Raw genomic sequence first — 18,684 nt, forward strand, 5'->3', positions numbered from 1 at the left:
GGTTACACGGCAAACACTGCGAGCATCGGGCCCAGCACCACGCTGGCGGCGGCCAGGCCCAGCAGCAGACGAGGCTGGTACGGCAGGCCGAACACCCACAGTGTTACCCCGGCCATCAGCACCGCGGTCCACTCCACCAGGCCGAGGGCCCAGCCACGCTGGTGCACGCTGAGCACCAGCGACAGTATCAGCAGCAGCCAACCTGCGACACGCAACAGGTGCAAGTGGCGCGGGCGCGGCTTGCGCCCGAGCAAGTCGCTGAAATGCTTTTCCATCGCCAGGCACAGGGCAACGAAGCCTGCAAAGGCGATCAGTGCGTTACCCAGCATCAGCTCGCCCCTACCGTTTCAATGCTCGGCTTTTTTGTCGAACGCGCGGCGCGCTTGGCTACGGGCATGGGGCTGGCCAGCATCTTGCGGGCCAGCCAGGCCAGAAACAGGCCGGTCCCCAGGGCTGTCAGATCGAAGCCGGCCATGGCCCAGTCGCCCTCCAGTACCGAATGGTTCAAGCCCCGGTCAGTCGTCAGGCCATTGAGCAACGGCAGCAGGACGAAGGCCAGCGCACCCAGCGCCAGTTGCTCGCCCCAGGCCTTGCGCCCGCTACGCAGCACGGCGTGCACCAGCGACAGGCCCCAGGCGATGAAGAAAGCATTCACCTCCCAGTCGGCCCGGCCTTCGACAGCCATGGGCACCAAGCGGTTGGCCCAGAAGAAGCTCGCCACCGCCAGCAACAAGCCACTCATGCTGGTCATATTGAGCACTTCGACCAGGCGCAGCTCACTTGGCACAGCTCCACTCTTGGCGTGCTTGAGCTGGCGCTTGCCCAACCACATCACCAACCCGGTACCAATCACCGCAGTACCGGCCACGCCAAAGAAGAAGTACAGCCAGCGCAGCCAAGGCCCGGCAAAGTTACCCATGTGCAGGCCGGCGAAACTGAAGGCGGTCATCATTACCCCGCTCTCTGGCTTGCCTTGGCTCAACAGCGCACCACTGGCCCCATCGAATGTCCAGTTGGCGCTACGCCGATAAGCCACGTGGTCGGCTGCCGATTGGGTGAAGGTGACGCGGGCATTGCTGTCGCCCGGGTTCTGCACCTGGATGTTGCCGACACGCGCCCCCGGCTGCAGCGCCTGCACCTTGGCGTACAGGCTCGGCAGCGCTACCAGCGGCGTGGCCACCTGGGCCGCCTTGGGCGCATCGTTGCGGCCAAACAGGTCGTTGAAGTACTTGTCGGTGTCATTGCCGTAGCTGGCCATGATGCCCGCCGGCATCACCATGTACATGAACAGCACCAGGCTGCTGTAGCTGATCATCAGGTGAAACGGCAGCACCAGCACGCCGATGGCATTGTGCCCGTCCAGCCAGGAACGCTGCCCCTTGCCAGGGCGGAAGGTGAAGAACTCCTTGAAGATCTTCTTGTGGGTAATGATGCCGGTGACCAACCCCAGCAGCATGATGAAAGCGCAGAACGTCGAGAGCCAACGGCCAACCGGGTAAGGCATCTGAAGCTGGAAGTGAAAGCGGTAGAAGAACTCACCACCGCGGCTGTCACGTGCTTCCACCGGCTGGCCGGTCTGGGTATCGAGGGTTTTCCTGACGAAGCCACGCGGGCCGCCACTGGGGTCGCGGTAGCCCACACTCAAGGCGGCCTCCCGTTCGTTCGGCATGCGAATGAACCAGGTACTCGAATGCCCTGCATTGTCCTGCAGGTAACGTTGAGCGACTGCCAGGCTATTGATCGGGTCCAGGGCATGGCTGCGCACTTCAGGCTGCGACCAATGAGTGATTTCTTCCTTGAAGTACGACAGCGTGCCGGTAAGGAAGATGGCGAACAACAGCCAGCCGAAGATCAGGCCGGTCCAGGTGTGCAACCAGGCCATGGCCTGGCGGAAGCCTTCTTTCATGGGTTTTTCATCCAGTAGGCAACGCCGCTGATCACACCCAGCAGCAGGCTTGGCGCCAATACGCCCAACCAGGCACGCCAGGCGCTGCGGCAGGCGAAACACCAGATGAACGCCAGCAGGTAGAAGACGAACGACAGCAGCAGGCCGGTGAGCGTGGCATCAACCTTGGGCAACGGCGCCACCAAGGCAATACAGACACTGGCCATCGACGCCAGCAAGTAGCCGCCCAGCAGCGCGGCCAGGCTGCGTGAGGCAACGCCCAGCCGGTAACTGAGCGGGAGGCCGGCGGTTTTGCGCGTCATGGCGAAGGTCCGGGCGTTTTCGGGGTTGCAATACTAATGATTTCAATTCTCATAAGCAAAGCCTGCTGACAGGTGACGATTGCCGAAACAGACGGCCACCCATACAATGCGAACAATTCTTACTACCAGTTGCGCTGTCATGCGCCGGAGTATCACGGTGACCAGCGCGCTTACATCGACGGTCGAAGGCCTTTACCACGAACACCACAATTGGCTCACCGGCTGGTTGCGTCGCCGTCTGGGCTGCCCGCACAGCGCCGCCGATCTGGCCCAGGACACCTACATGCGCCTGCTCCAGGCGCGCGAGGCGCCCCAGTTGGTGGAGCCGCGTGCGTTTCTTGCCACCGTAGCCAAACGCGTATTGTGTAACCACTTCCGCCGCCAGGAACTGGAGCGTGCCTACCTGCAAGCGCTCGCACAGGTACCGGAAGAGGTCGCGCCGTGCGAGGAACAGAAGGCGATCATCTTCGAGACATTGCTAGCGCTCGACCACTTGCTGGACGGCCTTCCACCGTTGGTCAAACGCGCCTTCCTGCTGGCCCAGGTCGACGGCCTGGGCCAAGGCGAAATCGCCCGCGAACTGGGCATTTCGCTGGCCACGGTCAAGCGCTACCTGAACAAGGCAGCCATGCGCTGCTACTTCGCGCTGTGAACGCCTCGTTTTCCCCGCTGGTGGCGGAACAGGCCGTGCATTGGTTGATCGAGTCGCAAGGTGATGACTTCGGCCAGGCGCAACAGCTGGCGTTCGACCACTGGTTGCAGGCCGACCTGGAGCATCAGCGGGCCTGGGCGCATATCCAACAGGTCAACCAACGCTTGCGTGGGGTGTCCTCGCCGGTGGTGCACGCAACGCTGCAAGCCCCGCAATCTTCAGCCCGGCGTCGGGCGCTCAAGGCCTTGCTGCTGGTCGGTGTGGCCAGTGCCACGGGGCTTGGTCTGCAACAGCACAACCCCCTTCCCGGGATGATGGCCGACTACCGCAGCCCGGTCGGTCAGCGCCGACGCATGCAACTGGGCGACGGCAGCGTGCTGCAACTCAACACCCGCAGCGCCGCCGATGTGCGTTTCGACGGGCAGCAGCGGTTGGTGCACCTGTTCGAGGGCGAACTGGCACTGCAAGTGGCCAGCGAAGCACGGCCGCTGCAGCTACGTACTGGTGAGGGTGTATTGTACCTGGATAGCGGGCGCTTCAACGTACGCCAGTTCGACGGGTATAGCCTGGTGTCGGTGTTCGAAGGCGGGGCCAGCGCACATGGGCAGCCGCTCATGGCCGGGCAACAGGCACGCTTCACCGGCACCTGGCGCTCGGTGTCGGCACTCGACCGCAATGTCGGCGCCTGGGTCGACGGCATGCTGGTGGCCTCGCAGATGCGCCTGGCAGACTTCCTTGCCGAACTTGGGCGCTATCGCCATGGGCAGTTGGGGTGCAGCGAGCAGGTTGCCGACTTGCGCATTTCCGGGTCGTATCCGCTGGATGACAGTGAGCGCATCCTGCAAATGCTGGAAGTGGCGTTGCCGGTGCGTGTGAAGCAGTTCACCCGCTACTGGGTGACGGTCGAGCCCAAAATCAGTTAGCGCCAGCAAAGGCGAAATATTTTCATATCGACTGAGCCATTTTCCCGACCTCGCGTGACAGACATGGCAGAAGCCCTCTCTCAGGACCCGACCCATGCCGTTGCGCCCCAGCCCGTTCGTTCACGCCCTGCTGCTCACCACCCTCCTCGGCCTGGCCATGCCCGCCGCCCAGGCCGAAACCCGCAGCTACCACATCGCCGCCGGTTCTCTTGAAGACGCCCTCAACCAGTTCGGCCGCGAAAGCGGTGCACTGATCTCGTTCGGCTCGCAACTGACCCAGGGCATGAGCACTCAAGGCCTGGACGGCCAGTACGACACGCGCCAGGGGCTGGACGCCCTGCTGCGCGGCAGCGGCCTGCAAGCACGCCAGGAAACCGACAACGCGTTCAGCCTGCAACCCATCACAGCCCCTGCTGCCGGCGCAGCAGTCGAGCTAGGCGCCTCCACCGTGGTCGGCGACTGGCTGGCCGAGGCGCAGCAGGACAACGTATTCGAGCACCCCGGCGCCCGCGACGTAGTGCGCCGCGAGGAATTCGAACGCAACGGTGCTACCACCGCCCGCGAAGTGCTCAACCGCATCCCCGGGGTCAACGCCCCCGACAACAACGGTACCGGCAGCCATGACCTGGCGCTGAACTTCGGCATCCGCGGCCTCAACCCGCGCCTGGCATCGCGCTCGACCGTGCTGATGGATGGCATCCCGGTGCCCTTCGCGCCGTACGGCCAGCCGCAGCTGTCGCTGGCCCCGCTGAGCATGGGCAACATGGACGCAGTGGACGTAGTGCGCGGTGGCGGCGCGGTGCGCTACGGCCCGCAGAACGTCGGCGGCATCGTCAACTTCGTCACCCGGGCGATCCCTGAACAGGCCACGTTCAAGGCCGCCATGCAAAACCAGATCAGCCCGTCTTCGAGCCACGACGGTTTCAAGAACAGCGCCAACCTGCTGGTCGGTGGCACCAACGACAACGGCCTGGGCGGCGCCCTGTTGTACTCCGGCACCCGCGGGGGTGACTGGCGCGAACACAGCGACACGCAGATCGACGACCTGATCCTCAAGGGCAAGCTGCAACTGGACGAAGCCAACAGCCTGCACGCCATGGCCCAGTACTACGAGGGCGAGGCCGACATGCCCGGCGGCCTGAGCACCGCCGATTTCGATGCCGACCCGTACCAGTCCACGCGCCTGAAAGACAAGTTCTGGGGCCGCCGCACCCTGTTCAACTTCGGCTACGACTACAAGCAGGATGACCGCCAGTTCAGCGTCAACAGCTTCTTCACCAAGACCCTGCGCAGCGGCTACCTGGACCAAGGCAGCTTCGTCTCGCTGTCGCCACGCGAGTACTGGGTGCGTGGCATCGAAACCCGCTTCTCGCAGGGCGTGGCCCTGGGTGACAGCTGGCACGAGCTGGGCATCGGCTACCGCTACGTCAACGAAGCCGGCCACGAACTGCGCTTCCGCGAGCCGGTGAACGGCAGCCTGCCCACCACCGCCAGCCGCAACGACCGCGACACCCGTGGCAGCACCGAAGCCCATGCCATCTACCTGGATGACCGCATCGACATCGGCCGCTGGACCATCACCCCGGGCGTGCGCTACGAGATGATCGACTCCGAGCAGAGCAACAAGCTCAACGGCCAGCGCTACCAGGGCAGCTACAACACTGCACTGCCAGCCCTGAACGTGATGTACCACCTGACCGACAGCTGGAACCTGTACGCCAACACCGAAGGCTCGTTCGGCAGCGTGCAGTACAGCCAGATGCCCAACCGGGTCAGCAGTGGCGAAGTGAAACCGGAAAAAGCGCGCACCTGGGAAGTGGGTACCCGTTACGACAACGGCGACTTGCAGGCCGAGATCGGCGCGTTCCTGATCAACTTCGACAACCAGTATGAAAGCAACCAGACCAACGACTCGGTGATCGCCCGTGGTGAAACCCGCCACCAGGGTATCGAGACCAGCGTCCGCTATGCGCTGGACGGCCTGAGCCCGGCCTTGGCCGGCTTCGACGTGCACGCCAGCTATGCGTTCGTCGACGCCACCATCCGTGAGGACGGGCCGAACAAAGGCAACCAGGTGCCGTTCTCGTCGCGCCACAAGGGCAACCTGGGCGTGGGCTACACCGAGGGCCCTTGGCAGCTGAACCTGGACGGCAGCTTCCAGAGCAGCCAGTACGCCGACAACGCCAACACCAGCACCGAAAGCGCCGATGGAAGCACCGGGCGCATTCCGGGCTACATGCTGGTCAGCACCCGTGCCGGGTACGATTTTGGCCCGCAGTTGTCGAACCTCAAGGTGGCAGTCGGGGTGAAGAACCTGTTCAACCGCGAGTACTACACGCGTTCTTACGATGACAACAACAAGGGCAAGTATGTGGGTGAACCACGTACCTTGTATGTGCAGACGTCGGTGGAATTCTGACCGGTAGCAAATGGGGGCCGCTTTGTAGCCCCCTTTTGCAACAAGAAATTTATTTTCAAAAAGGGCTTGAATTCATTCCGCAGTTGCCTGACCTTAGAGTCAAGAGGCGCAGAAATTCCAAGGGTCTCAAGGGCCTAGGCGCGTCTCCATGCGAGCAAGCTGAATAAGGATTGAATCATGCAAATCCAGGTCAACAGCAGCAACGATTTCGACGGTAACGCCCGGCTCGACCAGTGGGTCCGCAGCACACTGCAGAACTCGCTGGAACGTTACGAAGAAGACCTCACCCGCATCGAGGTTCACCTGCGCGACGAGAACGGCGTCAAGCCCGGACCGCATGACAAACGCTGCCAGATGGAGGCTCGCCCGAAAGGCCACCAACCGATTTCCGTGACCCACACCGCCAGTTCGCTGGACCAGGCAGTCGACGGTGCCGCCACCAAGCTCAATCACGCGCTGGAGCACTTCTACGGCAAGCTGCGCAGCAAGCGCGGCGTCTTGGAACTGAGTGACCCGGACGCCTGATCGGCAATGCAAAACGCCCGGCCTTGAGCCGGGCGTTTTCGTTTGTGCCGATCAATGGCGCTGAACCAACGTGCGAACGTCCCGGTCAACCTCTGCATTCACTCAACGCAGAAGCAAGACCATGAACAACCCATTCGAACGAATCAGTGCTGCATTCGCGCCCGAATACCGGGTGAACCTGAGCATTGCAAACCTCGACGGCAGTATCATGCTGACCCTGTCCGACGACGCCGGCGTGGTCGCCAAGCGCCTCATCACCCCGGCCCAACGCAACGACCCGGTGCGCCTGCAACGGGTGATCGACAGCATCCGCCTGGGCCTTGCGATCGAACTCAGCCAGAACCCCCTGCAAGTGCTGGCCGCGCTGACCCGTGACGCCCGCCACGAGCCGCGCCATTTCATTGCCAACTGAGGGCTACTTGCCCTCCTCCACTGCCTTGCCGTTGGCGTCCAGCACCTTGGTCGAGGGGTAGCGGTACGAAGCGTAGCGCACCACCAGGATCGAGAACGCCAGCAGCAGGATGCCGCCGCACAGGTACAACAGCCCTTCATCGGGTGCCTTGTGGTGCGAAACATCGCCGATCAGCAGGCGAGTGAGCGCGGTGATTGCCACGTACAGCAGGAAGCGGATCGGCATGTGGTTGGTCTTGAAGTAGATCCCCACCATCGCCCCCAGCTCCAGGTAGATGAACAACAGCAGGATGTCATCGACACTGATCCCGCCCTTGCCCAGCATGTCCAGGAACGTCACCACCGCCGCGTAGGCGGTGATCGCGCCAATGCCGAACAGCGCCAGGTAATGGAACGCCTCGACGCACAGGTTGCCCAGCGAGTCGGCCGAGCCGTGCAGGCCCTTGCGCAGTTTTTCTGCCCATTTGATGTTCACGATGTTCCATTCCCCGATACGTCTTTAAGGATGATGCGTCGCTGATGTGACGCTTGTGCCATGCAGTTAAAGGGCCAAGCCCCTGTCTTGGAAGGCGACCGATTGCCGCAAGACACCTTGAGGCGTGGCGCATTGCAAAAAAGCACGCCGTGCTTGGGGAAAAATCAGATTTAACCCCTTCCTTGTAGGGCATTTCCCAAAGATACTCCCTGCCATTGTGGCGTTCGGGCATGCGCACTAGTCTGGGGTCGTCGCTGCCAATCAGCGACCGGCTTTGACAGGCCGCCCTGAACTAACCACATGGCTTTGCCTTTATGGCAGCTGTCATGGGGCACCTCGTGTGCGCCGGCTTTTGGTTCTGTTCACCGGTCTGTCAACCCATGTACAGCTGCCGCCTCATTGTTTGACAGCAGGAGGTGGTGGCCCCAACTTTGAACAGGCCTTCACCATGCTGAAAGTAGTTCCCGATCCACCCCATAACCCCCATTCCCTCGAAGACACCCTGATCCAGGCCACCGACTACGCGTTGTGCGCAGCCACCGTGGTGCATCAGGCGTTGCTGCTTCAGCCCAAGTCACCGGTTTCGATCCTGATGATGACCTCGATGCATGAGCTGGAGGCGCTGCGGGCTCTGCTTGAGTCGGCACTGGTTCAGGTGCAGATGCACGCTGAGCCCAGGACTTCGCACTAAGGCTGGTTAATGTGCCGGGAGGGCCGGCCTCTTCGCGGGCTCGCCCGTGAAACGGGCGGCCAGGCACTCGAGAAACTTCAGGGGATTGAACAATGACAACAGAAGACACCCAATTCACCGTCGGCAAGACCACTTTCTATCAAGGCGAAAACAGCACCCATCCACTGTTCCGCATCGAGCCCGGCATCCCCTGCAGGGACGCCCGCGAGCAGTCGTCGGAATTGATGGGCTATGTGCGTGAATTGACCATCACTGGCCTGATGGAGGAGAAGCTCATGATGATATGGGCCGCCCATTATCTGAGTGCCATGGCCAAGGCGCTGATGGATGATGCCGAGTTGGGCATGAAGCAATGAGGATTTCGCTTCAGGTTGGATGAAGGCCTCTATGTGTTTGCCGCAGCAGTTTCAGCGCCTGTGAGATCGAGCCCCGCCCGCGCGGCGCACCATTGTAGGAGCGGGTTTACCCGCGAATAGGCCGGACCTGCCGGCCAATATCTCCCGGTCATTCACCGTCGCAGCCGCCACCGCATTCGCGGGCAAGCCCGCTCCTACATCTGTTTGGCCAATTGTTCCTGGCAAAGGTGCGCGCGCAGCGCTCGGTCTGTGCCACGCTACAATTTCTGCTTGCGAACCAACCAGCATTGCCATTACTGTATATAGATACAGTAAACCGCAACACAACCAGCAAAAAGGCATAGAGGTGATGAATGGCCGTCGAAGTGGTGTACCGCAGCAGCCGCGACCCGGAGCGCTTGTTCATGGATAAGGCCGAAGCAGACCGTCACGACAAAATGCTCGAACTGGCCGAGCGCCTGGCCGAAGTGCTGCACAAGGCGGTGCCGTCGCTGACCGAGCAGCAGGTCGAGGAAGCCGGTATCTACATGGCGAAGAACCGCGATGTGTTCGCCCGGGCGTTCAAAAGCCAGCCGGATGCGTTGGCCGAATTGCTTGAGGGTACTGCTGCCGAGTGATATCGCCCGAGGTGTGCGGGTTTACCGGCGAAGTGGCCAACAACGCCATCAGCAACCTTCAGCCATACAACAACCGCTCCGCCAACATCTGCGCCACCCTTGCCGGCGAACGCTTCTCCGCCTGCGCATGGCCAAACACTTCGGTCAGCCGTGAAGGAATCCGCGCCAGGTGCGCAGTAATGGTGCGCTGGTCTTCGCCACGGTGGGTGAGTGCCACATAGATCAGCCCACCGGCATTGATCACGTAGTCAGGTGCATACAATATGCCGCGCGACTCCAGCTGGTCTGCCACCTGCAAGGTCGTCAGCTGGTTGTTGGCCGCCCCCGCCACTGCCGCACAACGCAGTTGCATCACGCTCTGCCCGTTCAGTACCGGGCCCCACGCCGCAGGGTGCAAAGATATCGCAAGGGGTACTGATCAACGCATCGTTGGTCACCGGTTTGGCATCGAACTGCTCCATCGCCAGCCGCACCCGCCCCGGGTCCAGGTCGCTGACCAGCAGCTCCGCGCCCACCGCATGCAGTTGCTCCGCCAGTGCATAACCGACATTGCCCAACCCCTGCACCGCTACCCGCAAGCCTCTCAGGTCATCGCTGCCCAGCCGGAACGAGGTTGTGGCACGTATGCCCGCGAACACCCCCATCGCCGCATGTGGCGATGGGTCGCCCGACGCAGTGGTGCTGGTCACGTAGGGCGTGCTGTGGGCAATGCAGTCCATGTCCAAGGTCGAGGTGCCACTGTCCACGGCGATAATGAAGCGGCCATGGAAGGTATCGATGAAGCGGCCAAAGGCCTCGAACAGCGCGGCGCGGTTTTCCACATGCGGGTTGCGCATGATCACCGCTTTGCCACCCCCCATCGGTAAGCCGGCCAGTGCTGCCTTGTAGCTCATGCCCTGGGCCAGGCGAATCGCGTCGGTCATGGCGCTTTCGTCATCGGCATAAGGCAGGTAGCGGCACCCCCCCATGGCCGGGCCCAAATGCTCACTGTGGATTGCCACAACGGCTTTCAGGCCCGTAGGCGGGTCATTGAACAGGTGCAGTGACTGGGTACGGGTGCTTTGCATCAGCGCGAACATCGACCGGCTCCCCTACGAGGTGCTCCTTCCAGTATAGGCACGGCCTCAGCCTTGACGCCGCCGCCGGACCACTGGACGAAACCACGCGCCACGGCTAATACTCAAACGTGTGTGGAGATGCCCCATGAAGCCACGTCAAGCCTGCCTGGCCTGCCTGGAACGCGAGCCTGTCGACCTGCTGGAAGCCGCATTGTGGATTGCTGCCGAGCACGACCCGGGTGTCGAGCCCGCGGCCAGCCTTGCTGCGCTGCACGACCTGCAGCGCGAGATAAGCGCCAACCTGCCGATGCTTCCACTATGCGAACTGGCCCAGCCACTGCTGCGCCAGCTCAATGCGCTGGGCTTTCAGCAGGATGAATATCACCCCTTGCGCCCCCATGCGGCGATGATGGACAAGGTACTGCAGCGCCGCCGCGGCCAACCACTGACCCTGGCCATCCTCGCTTTGGAACTGGCCAGGCGCCTGTCCATACCGCTGGAGGGTGTGGGCTTCCCTGGCCATTTCCTGCTGCGCGTACCGGGTGCCGACCACCTGCTCGATCCCTGCGGCGGCCGGCGCCTGTATCCCAGCGACTGCCGCGAATTGCTGGCGCGCCAGTTCGGCCCGCACCTGGCGCTGACAGCCGAGCACCTGCGCAGCGCCAGCCCGCTGCAGATGCTGCAACGCCTGTCACGCAACCTGCGCCAACTGCACATCAGTAACGACAACCACCTGGCGGCATTGATCGATTCAGAGCGGATCATGCAGTTGGGCCCGGTGCAGGTGAGCGACTACATGACCCGCGCCTCGCTCTACCATCATCTGGATTGCCCGCAGGCCGAGCGCTTCGACCTGGAGCATGCATTGCTGCTGACGGAAGACCCGGTCCAGCGCCTGAAGCTGTCCGAGCGAATCGGCAAGCTTCCGGCGGCGAACCGTTCACTTCACTGAGCCGGGCTGTCCGGCTGCTGGGCGGGATGGGCCTTGGCGAACGCCGGGTGCGCGGCCGCCAGTGCGGCAACCCGCAGGATGCGCGGGAAGCTGTCGAGGTCGATGTTGAAGCGTTCGGCCGCGTACAACTGCGGGATCAGGTACACATCCGCCAGCCCAGGCGTGTCGCCAAAGCAGAAACCGTGATCGCCAATCAGTTGCTCCACTGCCGCGAGCCCTTGGCTGATCCAGTGGCCGATCCACTGGTTGACCTGCCCCTCATCCTGACCGGCCTGGCGCAGCCGGTTGAGGACGCTGACGTTGTGCAGCGGATGAATGTCGCAACCAATGATGGCCGCCACCCCACGTACCTTGGCCCGTTCCTCGGCTGTGGCCGGCAGCAACGCAGGCTGTGGATAAACCTCTTCCAGGTACTCGATGATCGCCGGCGACTGCACCAGCACCTCACCACCGTCGGTGCGCAAGGCCGGTACGCGGCCCTGCGGGTTGACGGCTACATAGCCCTCGCCGCGCTGCTCACCCTGCAGCAGGTTGACCGGCAGGGACTGGTAAGCCAGCCCCTTCAGTGCCAGGGCGATGCGCACCCGGTAGGACGAGGTGGAACGGTAATAGGTGTACAGCTCCATACCCCTGCCTCCTCAGTTGGCTGCGATGACCGTGCCGCGGCACTCACCGAAACCGATGCTGGCCACGCCGTCACGTGTGCAGCGGGCACGCAGGATGATTTCGTCGCCGTCTTCGAGGAATTTGCGCACCTCGCCGCTGGCCAGCTCGACCGGCAGTTTGCCGCCTTCGGTGATCTCCAGCAGGCTACCGAACGATCCCGGCGTGGCGCCCGACAGCGTGCCCGAACCGAACAGGTCACCTGGCTGCAGCTGGCAGCCGTTGACGCTGTGATGCGCCACCAGCTGCGCCACGGTCCAGTACATGCTGCGGGTGTTGCTCAGGGTCAGGCGGTGCGGGGCAATGCCCTGCTCACGCATGCGCTCGGTCAGCAGCAGCACTTCGAGTTCGATATCGAATGCACCGCTGGCCTGGTCGCGCTTGTCCAGCAGGTACGACAGTGGCTGCGGGTCGCCCTCCGGGCGCTCCGGCTGGGCGCAGCGGAACGGCTCCAACGCTTCGGCGGTGACTACCCAGGGCGAAATGGTGGTGATGAAGCTCTTGGACAGGAACGGCCCCAGTGGCTGGTATTCCCACGCCTGGATATCGCGCGCCGACCAATCGTTGAGCAGGCACAGGCCGGCTACGTGCTCGGCGGCATCGCTTACCGGAATTGCCTGGCCCATGTCATTGCCCTGGCCAATCCAGATACCCAGTTCCAGTTCGTAGTCCAGACGAGCGCAAGGGCCGAAGCTCGGCTCGGTGTGCCCGGCCGGCAGGGTCTGGCCCTTGGGCCGGCGCACGTCGGTGCCGGACGGCCGGATGGTGGAGGCGCGGCCGTGATAACCGATCGGCACGTACTTGTAATTGGGCAGCAGTGGGTTGTCGGGGCGGAACAGTTTGCCCACGTTCTTCGCATGCTCGATGCCAACGTAGAAATCGGTGTAGTCACCGATCTGCGCCGGCACGTGCAACTGGCAGTCACTGGCCAGGAACAACGCCGGCTTCAAGGCCGCCTGGTGTTCGCTGTGCTCATCGAGCAGCACCTGCAAACGCTCGCGCAGGGCTAAGCGGGCATTGCGACCCAAAGCGAAGAAGGCGTTCAAAGCCCCGCCGCGGGTGGCTTCAACGGCGGCCTTGGCCGCCCCGTCGAACAGGCCGGCGGCCAGCACCGCCTCTAGGTCGAGGATCGCGTCGCCGATCGCCACGCCACAGCGCCTGGCTTCACCCGGCCGGCTGAAGATGCCCAAGGGCAGGTTCTGCAGCGGGAAGTCGCTGTGCCCGTTGGCGTGCTCGACCCAACTACGGGCATTGGCAGTGTGGTTCATGGGTTATCTCCGGTTCGGGTTGAAGGTGCTCGGCAAGGTCGCCCAGCAACTATCGTAGTCGGCCTGCAATTGCGGGCATTCAAGGGCTTGCAGGCTCGGGCGCAACACCTGGCTGGTCTCGAACATGAAGGCCATGGTGTTGTCGATCTTGTGCGGCGCCAGGTCAGCGGCAATGGCCTTTTCACAGGTTTCAGCGTCGGGGCCATGGGCACTCATCACCCCGTGCAACGAGGCACCACCCGGCAGGAAGCCCTCGGCCTTGGCGTCGTAGGCGCCATTGATCAGGCCCATGAACTCGTTCATCAGGTTGCGGTGGAACCATGGCGGACGGAAGGTGTTCTCGGCCACCATCCAGCGTGGCGGGAAAATCACGAAGTCCATGTTGGCCATGCCATGCACGCTGGTTGGCGAGGTGAGCACGGTGAAAATCGAGGGGTCCGGGTGGTCGAAGCTGACTGTGCCGATGGTGTTGAAGCGGCGCAGGTCATACTTGTACGGCACGTTGCTGCCATGCCAGGCCACAACGTCCAGTGGCGAGTGCTGCAGCTCGCAAGCCCAGTGTTCACCCAGGAACTTCTGTACCAGTTGCACCGGGCCTTCCGCTTCTTCGTAGTGGGCCACGGGCGTGAGGAAGTCGCGGGGGTTGGCCAGGCCGTTGCTGCCGATCGGGCCCAGGTCCGGCAGGCGCAGCGGCGCACCGTGGTTTTCCGCGATATAGCCACGGGCCTGGCCGTCGAGCAGTTCGACGCGGAACTTCATGCCACGTGGGATCACCGCAATTTCCAGCGGTTCGACCTCCATCACGCCCAGTTCGGTGGCGATGCGCAGGCGGCCCTGTTCCGGCACCAGTAGCAGTTCACCGTCTGCGTTGAAGAACACCCGCTCCATGGACCGGTTGGCGCAGTAGATGTAGATGCTCACGCCAGCCGGTTTTTCCGCTGCGGCGTTGGCAGCCATGGGCAGCCAACCTTCGATGAAATCGGTCGGTTCAGCAGGAATCGGCTGCGGGCTCCAGCGCAGGCGGTTGGGGTTGATGCCACCCAGTGGCCCGCCGAGCGGCTGGCGCGCCAGGCGCTCGAAGCGTGGGTGCAAGGCAGAAGGGCGAATGCGGTACAGCCAGGTACGGCGCAGCTCGCTGCGGGCCATGGTGAACGCCGTGCCCGACAGCAGCTCGGCATACAGGCCATACGGGGCCTTCTGCGGGGAGTTCTGCCCGACAGGCAGCGCCCCGGGCAATGCTTCGCTGGCGAATTCGTTGCCGAAGCCGCTCAGGTAGTGAAGGTCGGGCGACGTGTCGCGGTTCATCGATGCCTCCGGATTTTGTTTTTATCGTAATCAGATTACGAATAACGTAATTTGCTCCGCTCAAGGCGTCAAGCTATAAAGGCGACACGATAAACCCGGAACCTCCCCTCCCATGGCCAAAGCCAGCTCCCCCACCGACACCGGCAAGCAGAAGGTCCGCTCGGCGGAAGTCGGCACCGATATCCTCAAGGCCCTCGCCGAACTCTCACCCTCGACGTCACTATCACGCCTGGCCGAGCACGTGCAGATGCCTGCAAGCAAAGTGCATCGCTACCTGCAAGCGCTGATTGCCAGTGGTTTTGCCGAACAGGATGCGGCCACCAACCATTACGGGCTGGGGCGTGAGGCACTACGGGTGGGGCTGGCGGCGCTGGGCAGCATCGATGTGCTCAAGGTGGCGGCAATGCCGTTGTCGCAGTTGCGAGATGAGCTCAACGAAAGCTGCTTCATCGCTGTGTGGGGCAACCAGGGGGCCACGGTGGTAAGCATCGAACCTGCCGTGCGCGCAGTCACCGTGGTGACCCAGATCGGTTCGGTGCTGCCGTTGCTCAGCTCGTCCACCGGGCTGGTATTCGCCGCCTACCTGCCCGAGCGAGAAACCCAGGAGCTGCGCGACAGGGAACTGGCCGCTTTGCAACAAACCGCCAGTGACTACCACACACTGCTGGCCGGCATCCGCGAACAGGGCCTGCACCATGTGCATGGCCTGCTGATGCCGGGGGTGGATGCGCTGTCGGCGCCGGTATTCAACGCCATGGGGCAGATCGCCGCGGTGATGACCGTGGTCGGGCCGACGTCGATCTTCCATGCCGATGAACATGGGCCGGCGGCGCAGCGCCTGCTCACGGCCGCACGAACCGTGAGCTGGCGCATGGGTTATGCGGGCAACCCACACTGCGCTTCGACGTCTAGCGTTTCCTCCTCGACGAGCCAGAGCAGTTCCTGAGAGAAGCCGTCATAAAGGGCGGGCGCCACCTCACTCACCAAATCGCCGTAGTCATCGCATAGCCGCCCGATCACACGTGAGAATGCCGTGGGCTGCGACACTTCTGCCCGGGAAAGCACGGTGATGTATTTCTGTGCGGCACCGAACAGCCGCACCAAGACCCCCGTGGAAGCCACCGTTCCTGCAACCCCCGCCGCGAACGACAGCAAGGCGGCGGAGCGGTCGCCATCGCTCCATGCGATGGCCCCGGTGACGAAGGACCTGGCCGCACAGAACAGCCCGACGGCCATAGCCGCCGGCGGAAACGGCACGGTGAGGATGCCGGCCAGTACGATCCCCCACTCTACCACCACGGCCGAAATACGCTCGGCAGCGTCGGCGCTGTCTTCAGCGGCTTCGTTGATCATCCGCCTGATACGTTTCTCCAGGTCCTGGACAGGATCCCCGATACGCCCGGTCTCCCCTATCGGCGGCCGCACGCCCCTGCCTCGGGCAACGGCGTCCAGCACCACCTCAATGCCATCCCCGGCGCGCAGTTGCTCTTCGATCAATGCGTTCAAGCGCGCCTGGTTCGATAACGGCACGCGGTCTTGGCAATAACCTGCCAAGTCGTGCTCACGCCAAGTCCTTGCCAGCTCGCTGAGGGTCCGCAGCGTGGGGCCTTGCTCGATTTCTGGCAGATAGACCAAGGGCTCAAGCTCGCGGTCACGTGCATGCTTCAGCAGGTAGGCACCTTGAACAGGGCAATCGTCCATCCACAACGGATAAAGGTTGCACGCCGCGTCGATCGAGGTCCCCGAAAAGCTGTCGATCACCGACTCCAGCCACTGCGCATGGCGGCCCGACAAGCTGCCCTGAAGTTTCTCGCTGAGCACTGCACGTCTGATCTTCAAAGCGAAGAGCGTGCGATAACACTGCCTGAGCCTTTCATATTCCGGCCTAGAGCGGTCGAGTAACTGGGCTTTCACTTCTTCGATGTACTTGTTGCCCAGGTCGGCAGCACGGATGTAGCCCCCCAGCAGCGCCGGGCTCAGGTGCGAGATATCCTGGCCGGTAGCCGAGGTGATGCGGGCAAAGCCGGAAAAATTGTAATACGTGGGGTACCCTTTGATGACGGTCTGCGTCAGTGTGCGGAAGGCATCCTCTTCCAGCGCTATCAATACCTGATCCGGGTTGATTGGGCCGCCGCGATTGCCCGGGTATGAATTGACCTTTTCCGTCACCTGTCGATGGGCGAAGGTGCGAAAGCTCGGCATCTTCATCAGCGACTGATACCTGGCCTGCGCCAGCTTGAGCAGTTGGTCGATATCAACCAGTGCCTGCTGCTCGGTACGACTGGCCTTGATGAACCAGCTTGGCGTGGTGGCCTGTTGATCCTCGATCAGGGCAATGATCTTGCGCTTGGCCAGAGCTTTGAGCACATCCGGCCACTGCTGGGACTTGATCGGCGCGAGCGTCACGCTGTGCATGGACCAGTCGGTGGGTAGCAGCTCGACCTTGCGCAAATGGCGTTTGAGCGAATCATGCTGGGCCCGCGAGCATTGCCCCAGCAGGTACTCACTGCCTACCGGCCACAAGGTCCAGCTACCGATTTCGAGCGCCATTTCCTGGAGTGAGTCGAAAAGATGAAAATCGCCTCCTGGTGCACCAGGGGCGTAGAGCAAGTACTGATCGCCCTGCACCAGGCACAGCAGATCCTTCAAGGGCGTTTGCGCACCATCGAGGCAAACCAGACCGGCGCTGACATTGGCCTGCATTTTCCCCAGGCGTGCGTGGTGCAACAGATCGAACGCCGCCGGGTGAAAACCCTGATGACGAGCGGCCTGATTGGCCAGCGCCAGCCGCGCATCAAGCACCTCGCACAGTGCGGCCATGGTCAAAGCGTCGTCATAGAGCGTACGGATCTGTTTGACGTAGTTCACGCGCAAATCCAGTTTTTCGATCACGCTCTGGATAGAGGTACTCCCCAACAATGAACGGTGCCGCTCCCCCAGGACTTCGACCTTGAGCTGGCCCCCGCTGTAGCCACCACTCAACGCCCAATCGAGCAGGGTGTGTTTCATCACCTGCTCAGGGTCATCGACGTGACTGACACACACGCGTACCTGCTCGGGGTCGATATCCAGGCCAAGGGCTTGCTTGACCTGTTTCTTGGCGAAGCTGCGCAGGTCGCGCCATTGCGCCAGACGCTCGGTGCAACGCTGCTCCTTCACCTGCAGGTCATCTTCCAGTTGTCGATAGGCTTGCAGTTCCTCGCCCTGCATGAACCGCCGCCATTCGGGCAGCAGGCTGGTGCGGTACGCTCGCACATGCCGCGTCGCACGTTTCTGCAGCGCAGCCACCAAAGGCTCAAGCCGAGCCGCACTGTCGAGCTGGGCCAGACGCCGCGCGTCATCGACCTTTACCCGTAGGCTGCGCTGGGTGGCCTTAAGCTGGAAAGCCCGCAGATCACGGATGAAGTACCTGTGAAGTGGCACTTGCAGCGGCACGAAATCGAGTGTCAAACCCTCTGTAGACAACGCCGCCCGCTCTTGCGAAGACAACAGCCAACGCAACGGGCTGCCTTCAGCAAAGGCTGGGGCGAGTGCGCTGGCTGCGCGCGCGCGTTCAGTGTCGAACCAGCAACCGCTGGCCAAGCTGTAAATCAGAAAATCCGCAGGTGCGTCCGGGTTCTGTTCGAGGTCATGACGGCTGGCAACGACACCCGGCAAACGAAAACGCAAATCTCCGGCAACCAGATACACCTCATGCTTGTTTATGTCCCCGTCCTGCTCAAGGGCCTCGATACCGGCTTCCCAGGCCTTGAACGTAAGAGCCTTGAGGCGCGTTTCAGCAAACATCAGCTGGATCAAATGGGACGCCAGGGTAAGTGGTTTCAAACTTAATCTGGACTGTTGCTCCCACCACTGGTCAAGAACCGACTGCCTTTGCGGCACAAGCGACTCGACAACCGCCAACGGCAAACGCTTCTGCTCGGTGAACTGTTGTCGATGCGCCTCCGGCATCAGGCTGCCTAATTGCGCAACCGCAGCCATCAGCTGTTGCAGCTCCTGGGCGTGGGCCATCATGGCCTTCACCTGTTCTTTCACAGAGCGTGCACCTGTGCACCCTTCACCGAAATCAGGGCTGCCGAGATTGAAATCGAAAGACATGAACTGCGCTCCAAAAACAAGGAGGCAGCAGAGTGAACGGATGATAAAGGCAATAGCGCAGGG

At 62.5% G+C, this 18,684-nt stretch carries 18 protein-coding genes and 1 pseudogene; 10 read left to right on the top strand and 9 right to left on the bottom strand.

Going from position 1 to position 18,684, the window contains the following annotated elements; genetic code table 11:
* Window positions 1-2: 2 nt before the first annotated feature.
* Genes ACZ889_RS27670 through ACZ889_RS27680 form a run of 3 tightly spaced genes read right to left on the bottom strand, consistent with a single transcriptional unit; the run spans window position 3 to window position 2,208 of the window.
* The gene (locus ACZ889_RS27670; RefSeq protein WP_476257995.1) at window positions 3-329 is read right to left on the bottom strand and encodes a DUF3325 domain-containing protein; all 327 of its coding nucleotides are present in this window, start codon (window positions 327-329) and stop codon (window positions 3-5) included.
* Window positions 329-1,906: a PepSY-associated TM helix domain-containing protein gene (locus tag ACZ889_RS27675; RefSeq protein ID WP_476257996.1), complete on the bottom strand. Its 1,578-nt coding sequence runs from the start codon at window positions 1,904-1,906 to the stop codon at window positions 329-331. Before ACZ889_RS27675 ends, ACZ889_RS27670 begins: the two co-directional genes overlap by 1 nt.
* Complete coding sequence (locus tag ACZ889_RS27680) at window positions 1,903-2,208, bottom strand: DUF3649 domain-containing protein (protein WP_020191458.1); 306 nt, start codon at window positions 2,206-2,208, stop codon at window positions 1,903-1,905. The genes ACZ889_RS27675 and ACZ889_RS27680 overlap by 4 nt, the downstream gene beginning before the upstream one ends.
* A gap of 139 nt (window positions 2,209-2,347) precedes the next feature.
* Here ACZ889_RS27680 and ACZ889_RS27685 point away from each other — a divergent pair, with 139 nt between their 5' ends.
* The 5 genes from ACZ889_RS27685 to ACZ889_RS27705 all read left to right on the top strand — a co-directional run bounded on the left by ACZ889_RS27685 (window position 2,348) and on the right by ACZ889_RS27705 (window position 7,139).
* The gene (locus tag ACZ889_RS27685) at window positions 2,348-2,860 is read left to right on the top strand and encodes a sigma-70 family RNA polymerase sigma factor (protein WP_274147020.1); all 513 of its coding nucleotides are present in this window, start codon (window positions 2,348-2,350) and stop codon (window positions 2,858-2,860) included.
* Entirely contained in the window at window positions 2,857-3,783 is a 927-nt protein-coding gene (locus ACZ889_RS27690; RefSeq protein WP_274147019.1) for a FecR domain-containing protein, read from the top strand. Before ACZ889_RS27685 ends, ACZ889_RS27690 begins: the two co-directional genes overlap by 4 nt.
* Window positions 3,784-3,877: 94 nt before the next feature.
* Entirely contained in the window at window positions 3,878-6,202 is a 2,325-nt protein-coding gene (gene fecA / locus ACZ889_RS27695; protein WP_476257997.1) for a TonB-dependent Fe(3+) dicitrate receptor FecA, read from the top strand.
* 177 nt (window positions 6,203-6,379) lie between these two features.
* Window positions 6,380-6,727, top strand: coding sequence for an HPF/RaiA family ribosome-associated protein (locus ACZ889_RS27700; protein ID WP_003251689.1), 348 nt, complete (start codon window positions 6,380-6,382; stop codon window positions 6,725-6,727).
* A 121-nt stretch (window positions 6,728-6,848) separates the two neighbouring features.
* Window positions 6,849-7,139 carry a DUF3509 domain-containing protein gene (locus ACZ889_RS27705; protein WP_003251688.1) on the top strand — a complete coding sequence of 97 codons (291 nt, stop codon included), beginning with the start codon at window positions 6,849-6,851 and terminating at the stop codon, window positions 7,137-7,139.
* 3 nt (window positions 7,140-7,142) lie between these two features.
* Here the strand turns inward: ACZ889_RS27705 and ACZ889_RS27710 are convergent, their stop codons facing one another.
* Window positions 7,143-7,613, bottom strand: coding sequence for a phosphate-starvation-inducible protein PsiE (locus tag ACZ889_RS27710; RefSeq protein ID WP_003251685.1), 471 nt, complete (start codon window positions 7,611-7,613; stop codon window positions 7,143-7,145).
* A 448-nt stretch (window positions 7,614-8,061) separates the two neighbouring features.
* Here ACZ889_RS27710 and ACZ889_RS27715 point away from each other — a divergent pair, with 448 nt between their 5' ends.
* From ACZ889_RS27715 to ACZ889_RS27725, 3 genes are all read left to right on the top strand, one after another.
* Window positions 8,062-8,304, top strand: coding sequence for a hypothetical protein (locus ACZ889_RS27715; RefSeq protein ID WP_003251683.1), 243 nt, complete (start codon window positions 8,062-8,064; stop codon window positions 8,302-8,304).
* A 92-nt stretch (window positions 8,305-8,396) separates the two neighbouring features.
* Window positions 8,397-8,660: a DUF3077 domain-containing protein gene (locus tag ACZ889_RS27720; protein ID WP_180689270.1), complete on the top strand. Its 264-nt coding sequence runs from the start codon at window positions 8,397-8,399 to the stop codon at window positions 8,658-8,660.
* A gap of 353 nt (window positions 8,661-9,013) precedes the next feature.
* The gene (locus ACZ889_RS27725) at window positions 9,014-9,277 is read left to right on the top strand and encodes a YebG family protein (RefSeq protein ID WP_003251679.1); all 264 of its coding nucleotides are present in this window, start codon (window positions 9,014-9,016) and stop codon (window positions 9,275-9,277) included.
* Window positions 9,278-9,335: 58 nt separating this feature from the next.
* On the opposite strand, the pseudogene ACZ889_RS27730 reads toward ACZ889_RS27725, so the two are convergent.
* A pseudogene (locus tag ACZ889_RS27730) lies at window positions 9,336-10,356 on the bottom strand (Leu/Phe/Val dehydrogenase).
* 124 nt (window positions 10,357-10,480) lie between these two features.
* Between ACZ889_RS27730 and ACZ889_RS27735 the strand changes: the two are divergent.
* Entirely contained in the window at window positions 10,481-11,287 is an 807-nt protein-coding gene (locus ACZ889_RS27735; RefSeq protein WP_010955280.1) for a SirB1 family protein, read from the top strand.
* Here ACZ889_RS27735 and maiA read toward each other — a convergent pair.
* The 3 genes from maiA to hmgA are packed head-to-tail and all read right to left on the bottom strand — an operon-like array spanning window position 11,281 to window position 14,523.
* Window positions 11,281-11,913: a maleylacetoacetate isomerase gene (gene maiA / locus ACZ889_RS27740; protein ID WP_476257998.1), complete on the bottom strand. Its 633-nt coding sequence runs from the start codon at window positions 11,911-11,913 to the stop codon at window positions 11,281-11,283. The genes ACZ889_RS27735 and maiA overlap by 7 nt on opposite strands.
* 12 nt (window positions 11,914-11,925) lie before the next feature.
* Complete coding sequence (gene fahA, locus ACZ889_RS27745; RefSeq protein ID WP_476257999.1) at window positions 11,926-13,218, bottom strand: fumarylacetoacetase; 1,293 nt, start codon at window positions 13,216-13,218, stop codon at window positions 11,926-11,928.
* Between the two features lie 3 nt (window positions 13,219-13,221).
* Window positions 13,222-14,523, bottom strand: a complete 1,302-nt coding sequence (hmgA, locus tag ACZ889_RS27750; RefSeq protein ID WP_003251670.1) for a homogentisate 1,2-dioxygenase — start codon at window positions 14,521-14,523, stop codon at window positions 13,222-13,224.
* A gap of 112 nt (window positions 14,524-14,635) precedes the next feature.
* Between hmgA and ACZ889_RS27755 the strand changes: the two genes are divergently transcribed.
* Window positions 14,636-15,469, top strand: a complete 834-nt coding sequence (locus tag ACZ889_RS27755) for an IclR family transcriptional regulator (protein WP_180689266.1) — start codon at window positions 14,636-14,638, stop codon at window positions 15,467-15,469.
* Here ACZ889_RS27755 and ACZ889_RS27760 read toward each other — a convergent pair.
* Entirely contained in the window at window positions 15,400-18,621 is a 3,222-nt protein-coding gene (locus tag ACZ889_RS27760) for a hypothetical protein (RefSeq protein ID WP_476258000.1), read from the bottom strand. The two genes, ACZ889_RS27755 and ACZ889_RS27760, sit on opposite strands and share 70 nt — an antisense overlap.
* Window positions 18,622-18,684: the final 63 nt, after the last annotated feature.

It is taken from the genome of Pseudomonas sp. TE3895, from assembly GCF_056278855.1.

What these genes read in the sequence shown, in the direction of transcription:
- ACZ889_RS27670 (WP_476257995.1), bottom strand. Translation starts at nt 329, where the DNA reads ATGCTGGGTAACGCACTGATCGCCTTTGCAGGCTTCGTTGCCCTGTGC.
- ACZ889_RS27675 (WP_476257996.1), bottom strand. Translation starts at nt 1,906, where the DNA reads ATGAAAGAAGGCTTCCGCCAGGCCATGGCCTGGTTGCACACCTGGACC.
- ACZ889_RS27680 (WP_020191458.1), bottom strand. Translation starts at nt 2,208, where the DNA reads ATGACGCGCAAAACCGCCGGCCTCCCGCTCAGTTACCGGCTGGGCGTT.
- ACZ889_RS27685 (WP_274147020.1), top strand. Translation starts at nt 2,348, where the DNA reads ATGCGCCGGAGTATCACGGTGACCAGCGCGCTTACATCGACGGTCGAA.
- fecA (WP_476257997.1), top strand. Translation starts at nt 3,878, where the DNA reads ATGCCGTTGCGCCCCAGCCCGTTCGTTCACGCCCTGCTGCTCACCACC.
- ACZ889_RS27700 (WP_003251689.1), top strand. Translation starts at nt 6,380, where the DNA reads ATGCAAATCCAGGTCAACAGCAGCAACGATTTCGACGGTAACGCCCGG.
- ACZ889_RS27705 (WP_003251688.1), top strand. Translation starts at nt 6,849, where the DNA reads ATGAACAACCCATTCGAACGAATCAGTGCTGCATTCGCGCCCGAATAC.
- ACZ889_RS27715 (WP_003251683.1), top strand. Translation starts at nt 8,062, where the DNA reads ATGCTGAAAGTAGTTCCCGATCCACCCCATAACCCCCATTCCCTCGAA.
- ACZ889_RS27720 (WP_180689270.1), top strand. Translation starts at nt 8,397, where the DNA reads ATGACAACAGAAGACACCCAATTCACCGTCGGCAAGACCACTTTCTAT.
- ACZ889_RS27725 (WP_003251679.1), top strand. Translation starts at nt 9,014, where the DNA reads ATGGCCGTCGAAGTGGTGTACCGCAGCAGCCGCGACCCGGAGCGCTTG.
- ACZ889_RS27735 (WP_010955280.1), top strand. Translation starts at nt 10,481, where the DNA reads ATGAAGCCACGTCAAGCCTGCCTGGCCTGCCTGGAACGCGAGCCTGTC.
- maiA (WP_476257998.1), bottom strand. Translation starts at nt 11,913, where the DNA reads ATGGAGCTGTACACCTATTACCGTTCCACCTCGTCCTACCGGGTGCGC.
- fahA (WP_476257999.1), bottom strand. Translation starts at nt 13,218, where the DNA reads ATGAACCACACTGCCAATGCCCGTAGTTGGGTCGAGCACGCCAACGGG.
- hmgA (WP_003251670.1), bottom strand. Translation starts at nt 14,523, where the DNA reads ATGAACCGCGACACGTCGCCCGACCTTCACTACCTGAGCGGCTTCGGC.
- ACZ889_RS27755 (WP_180689266.1), top strand. Translation starts at nt 14,636, where the DNA reads ATGGCCAAAGCCAGCTCCCCCACCGACACCGGCAAGCAGAAGGTCCGC.
- ACZ889_RS27760 (WP_476258000.1), bottom strand. Translation starts at nt 18,621, where the DNA reads ATGTCTTTCGATTTCAATCTCGGCAGCCCTGATTTCGGTGAAGGGTGC.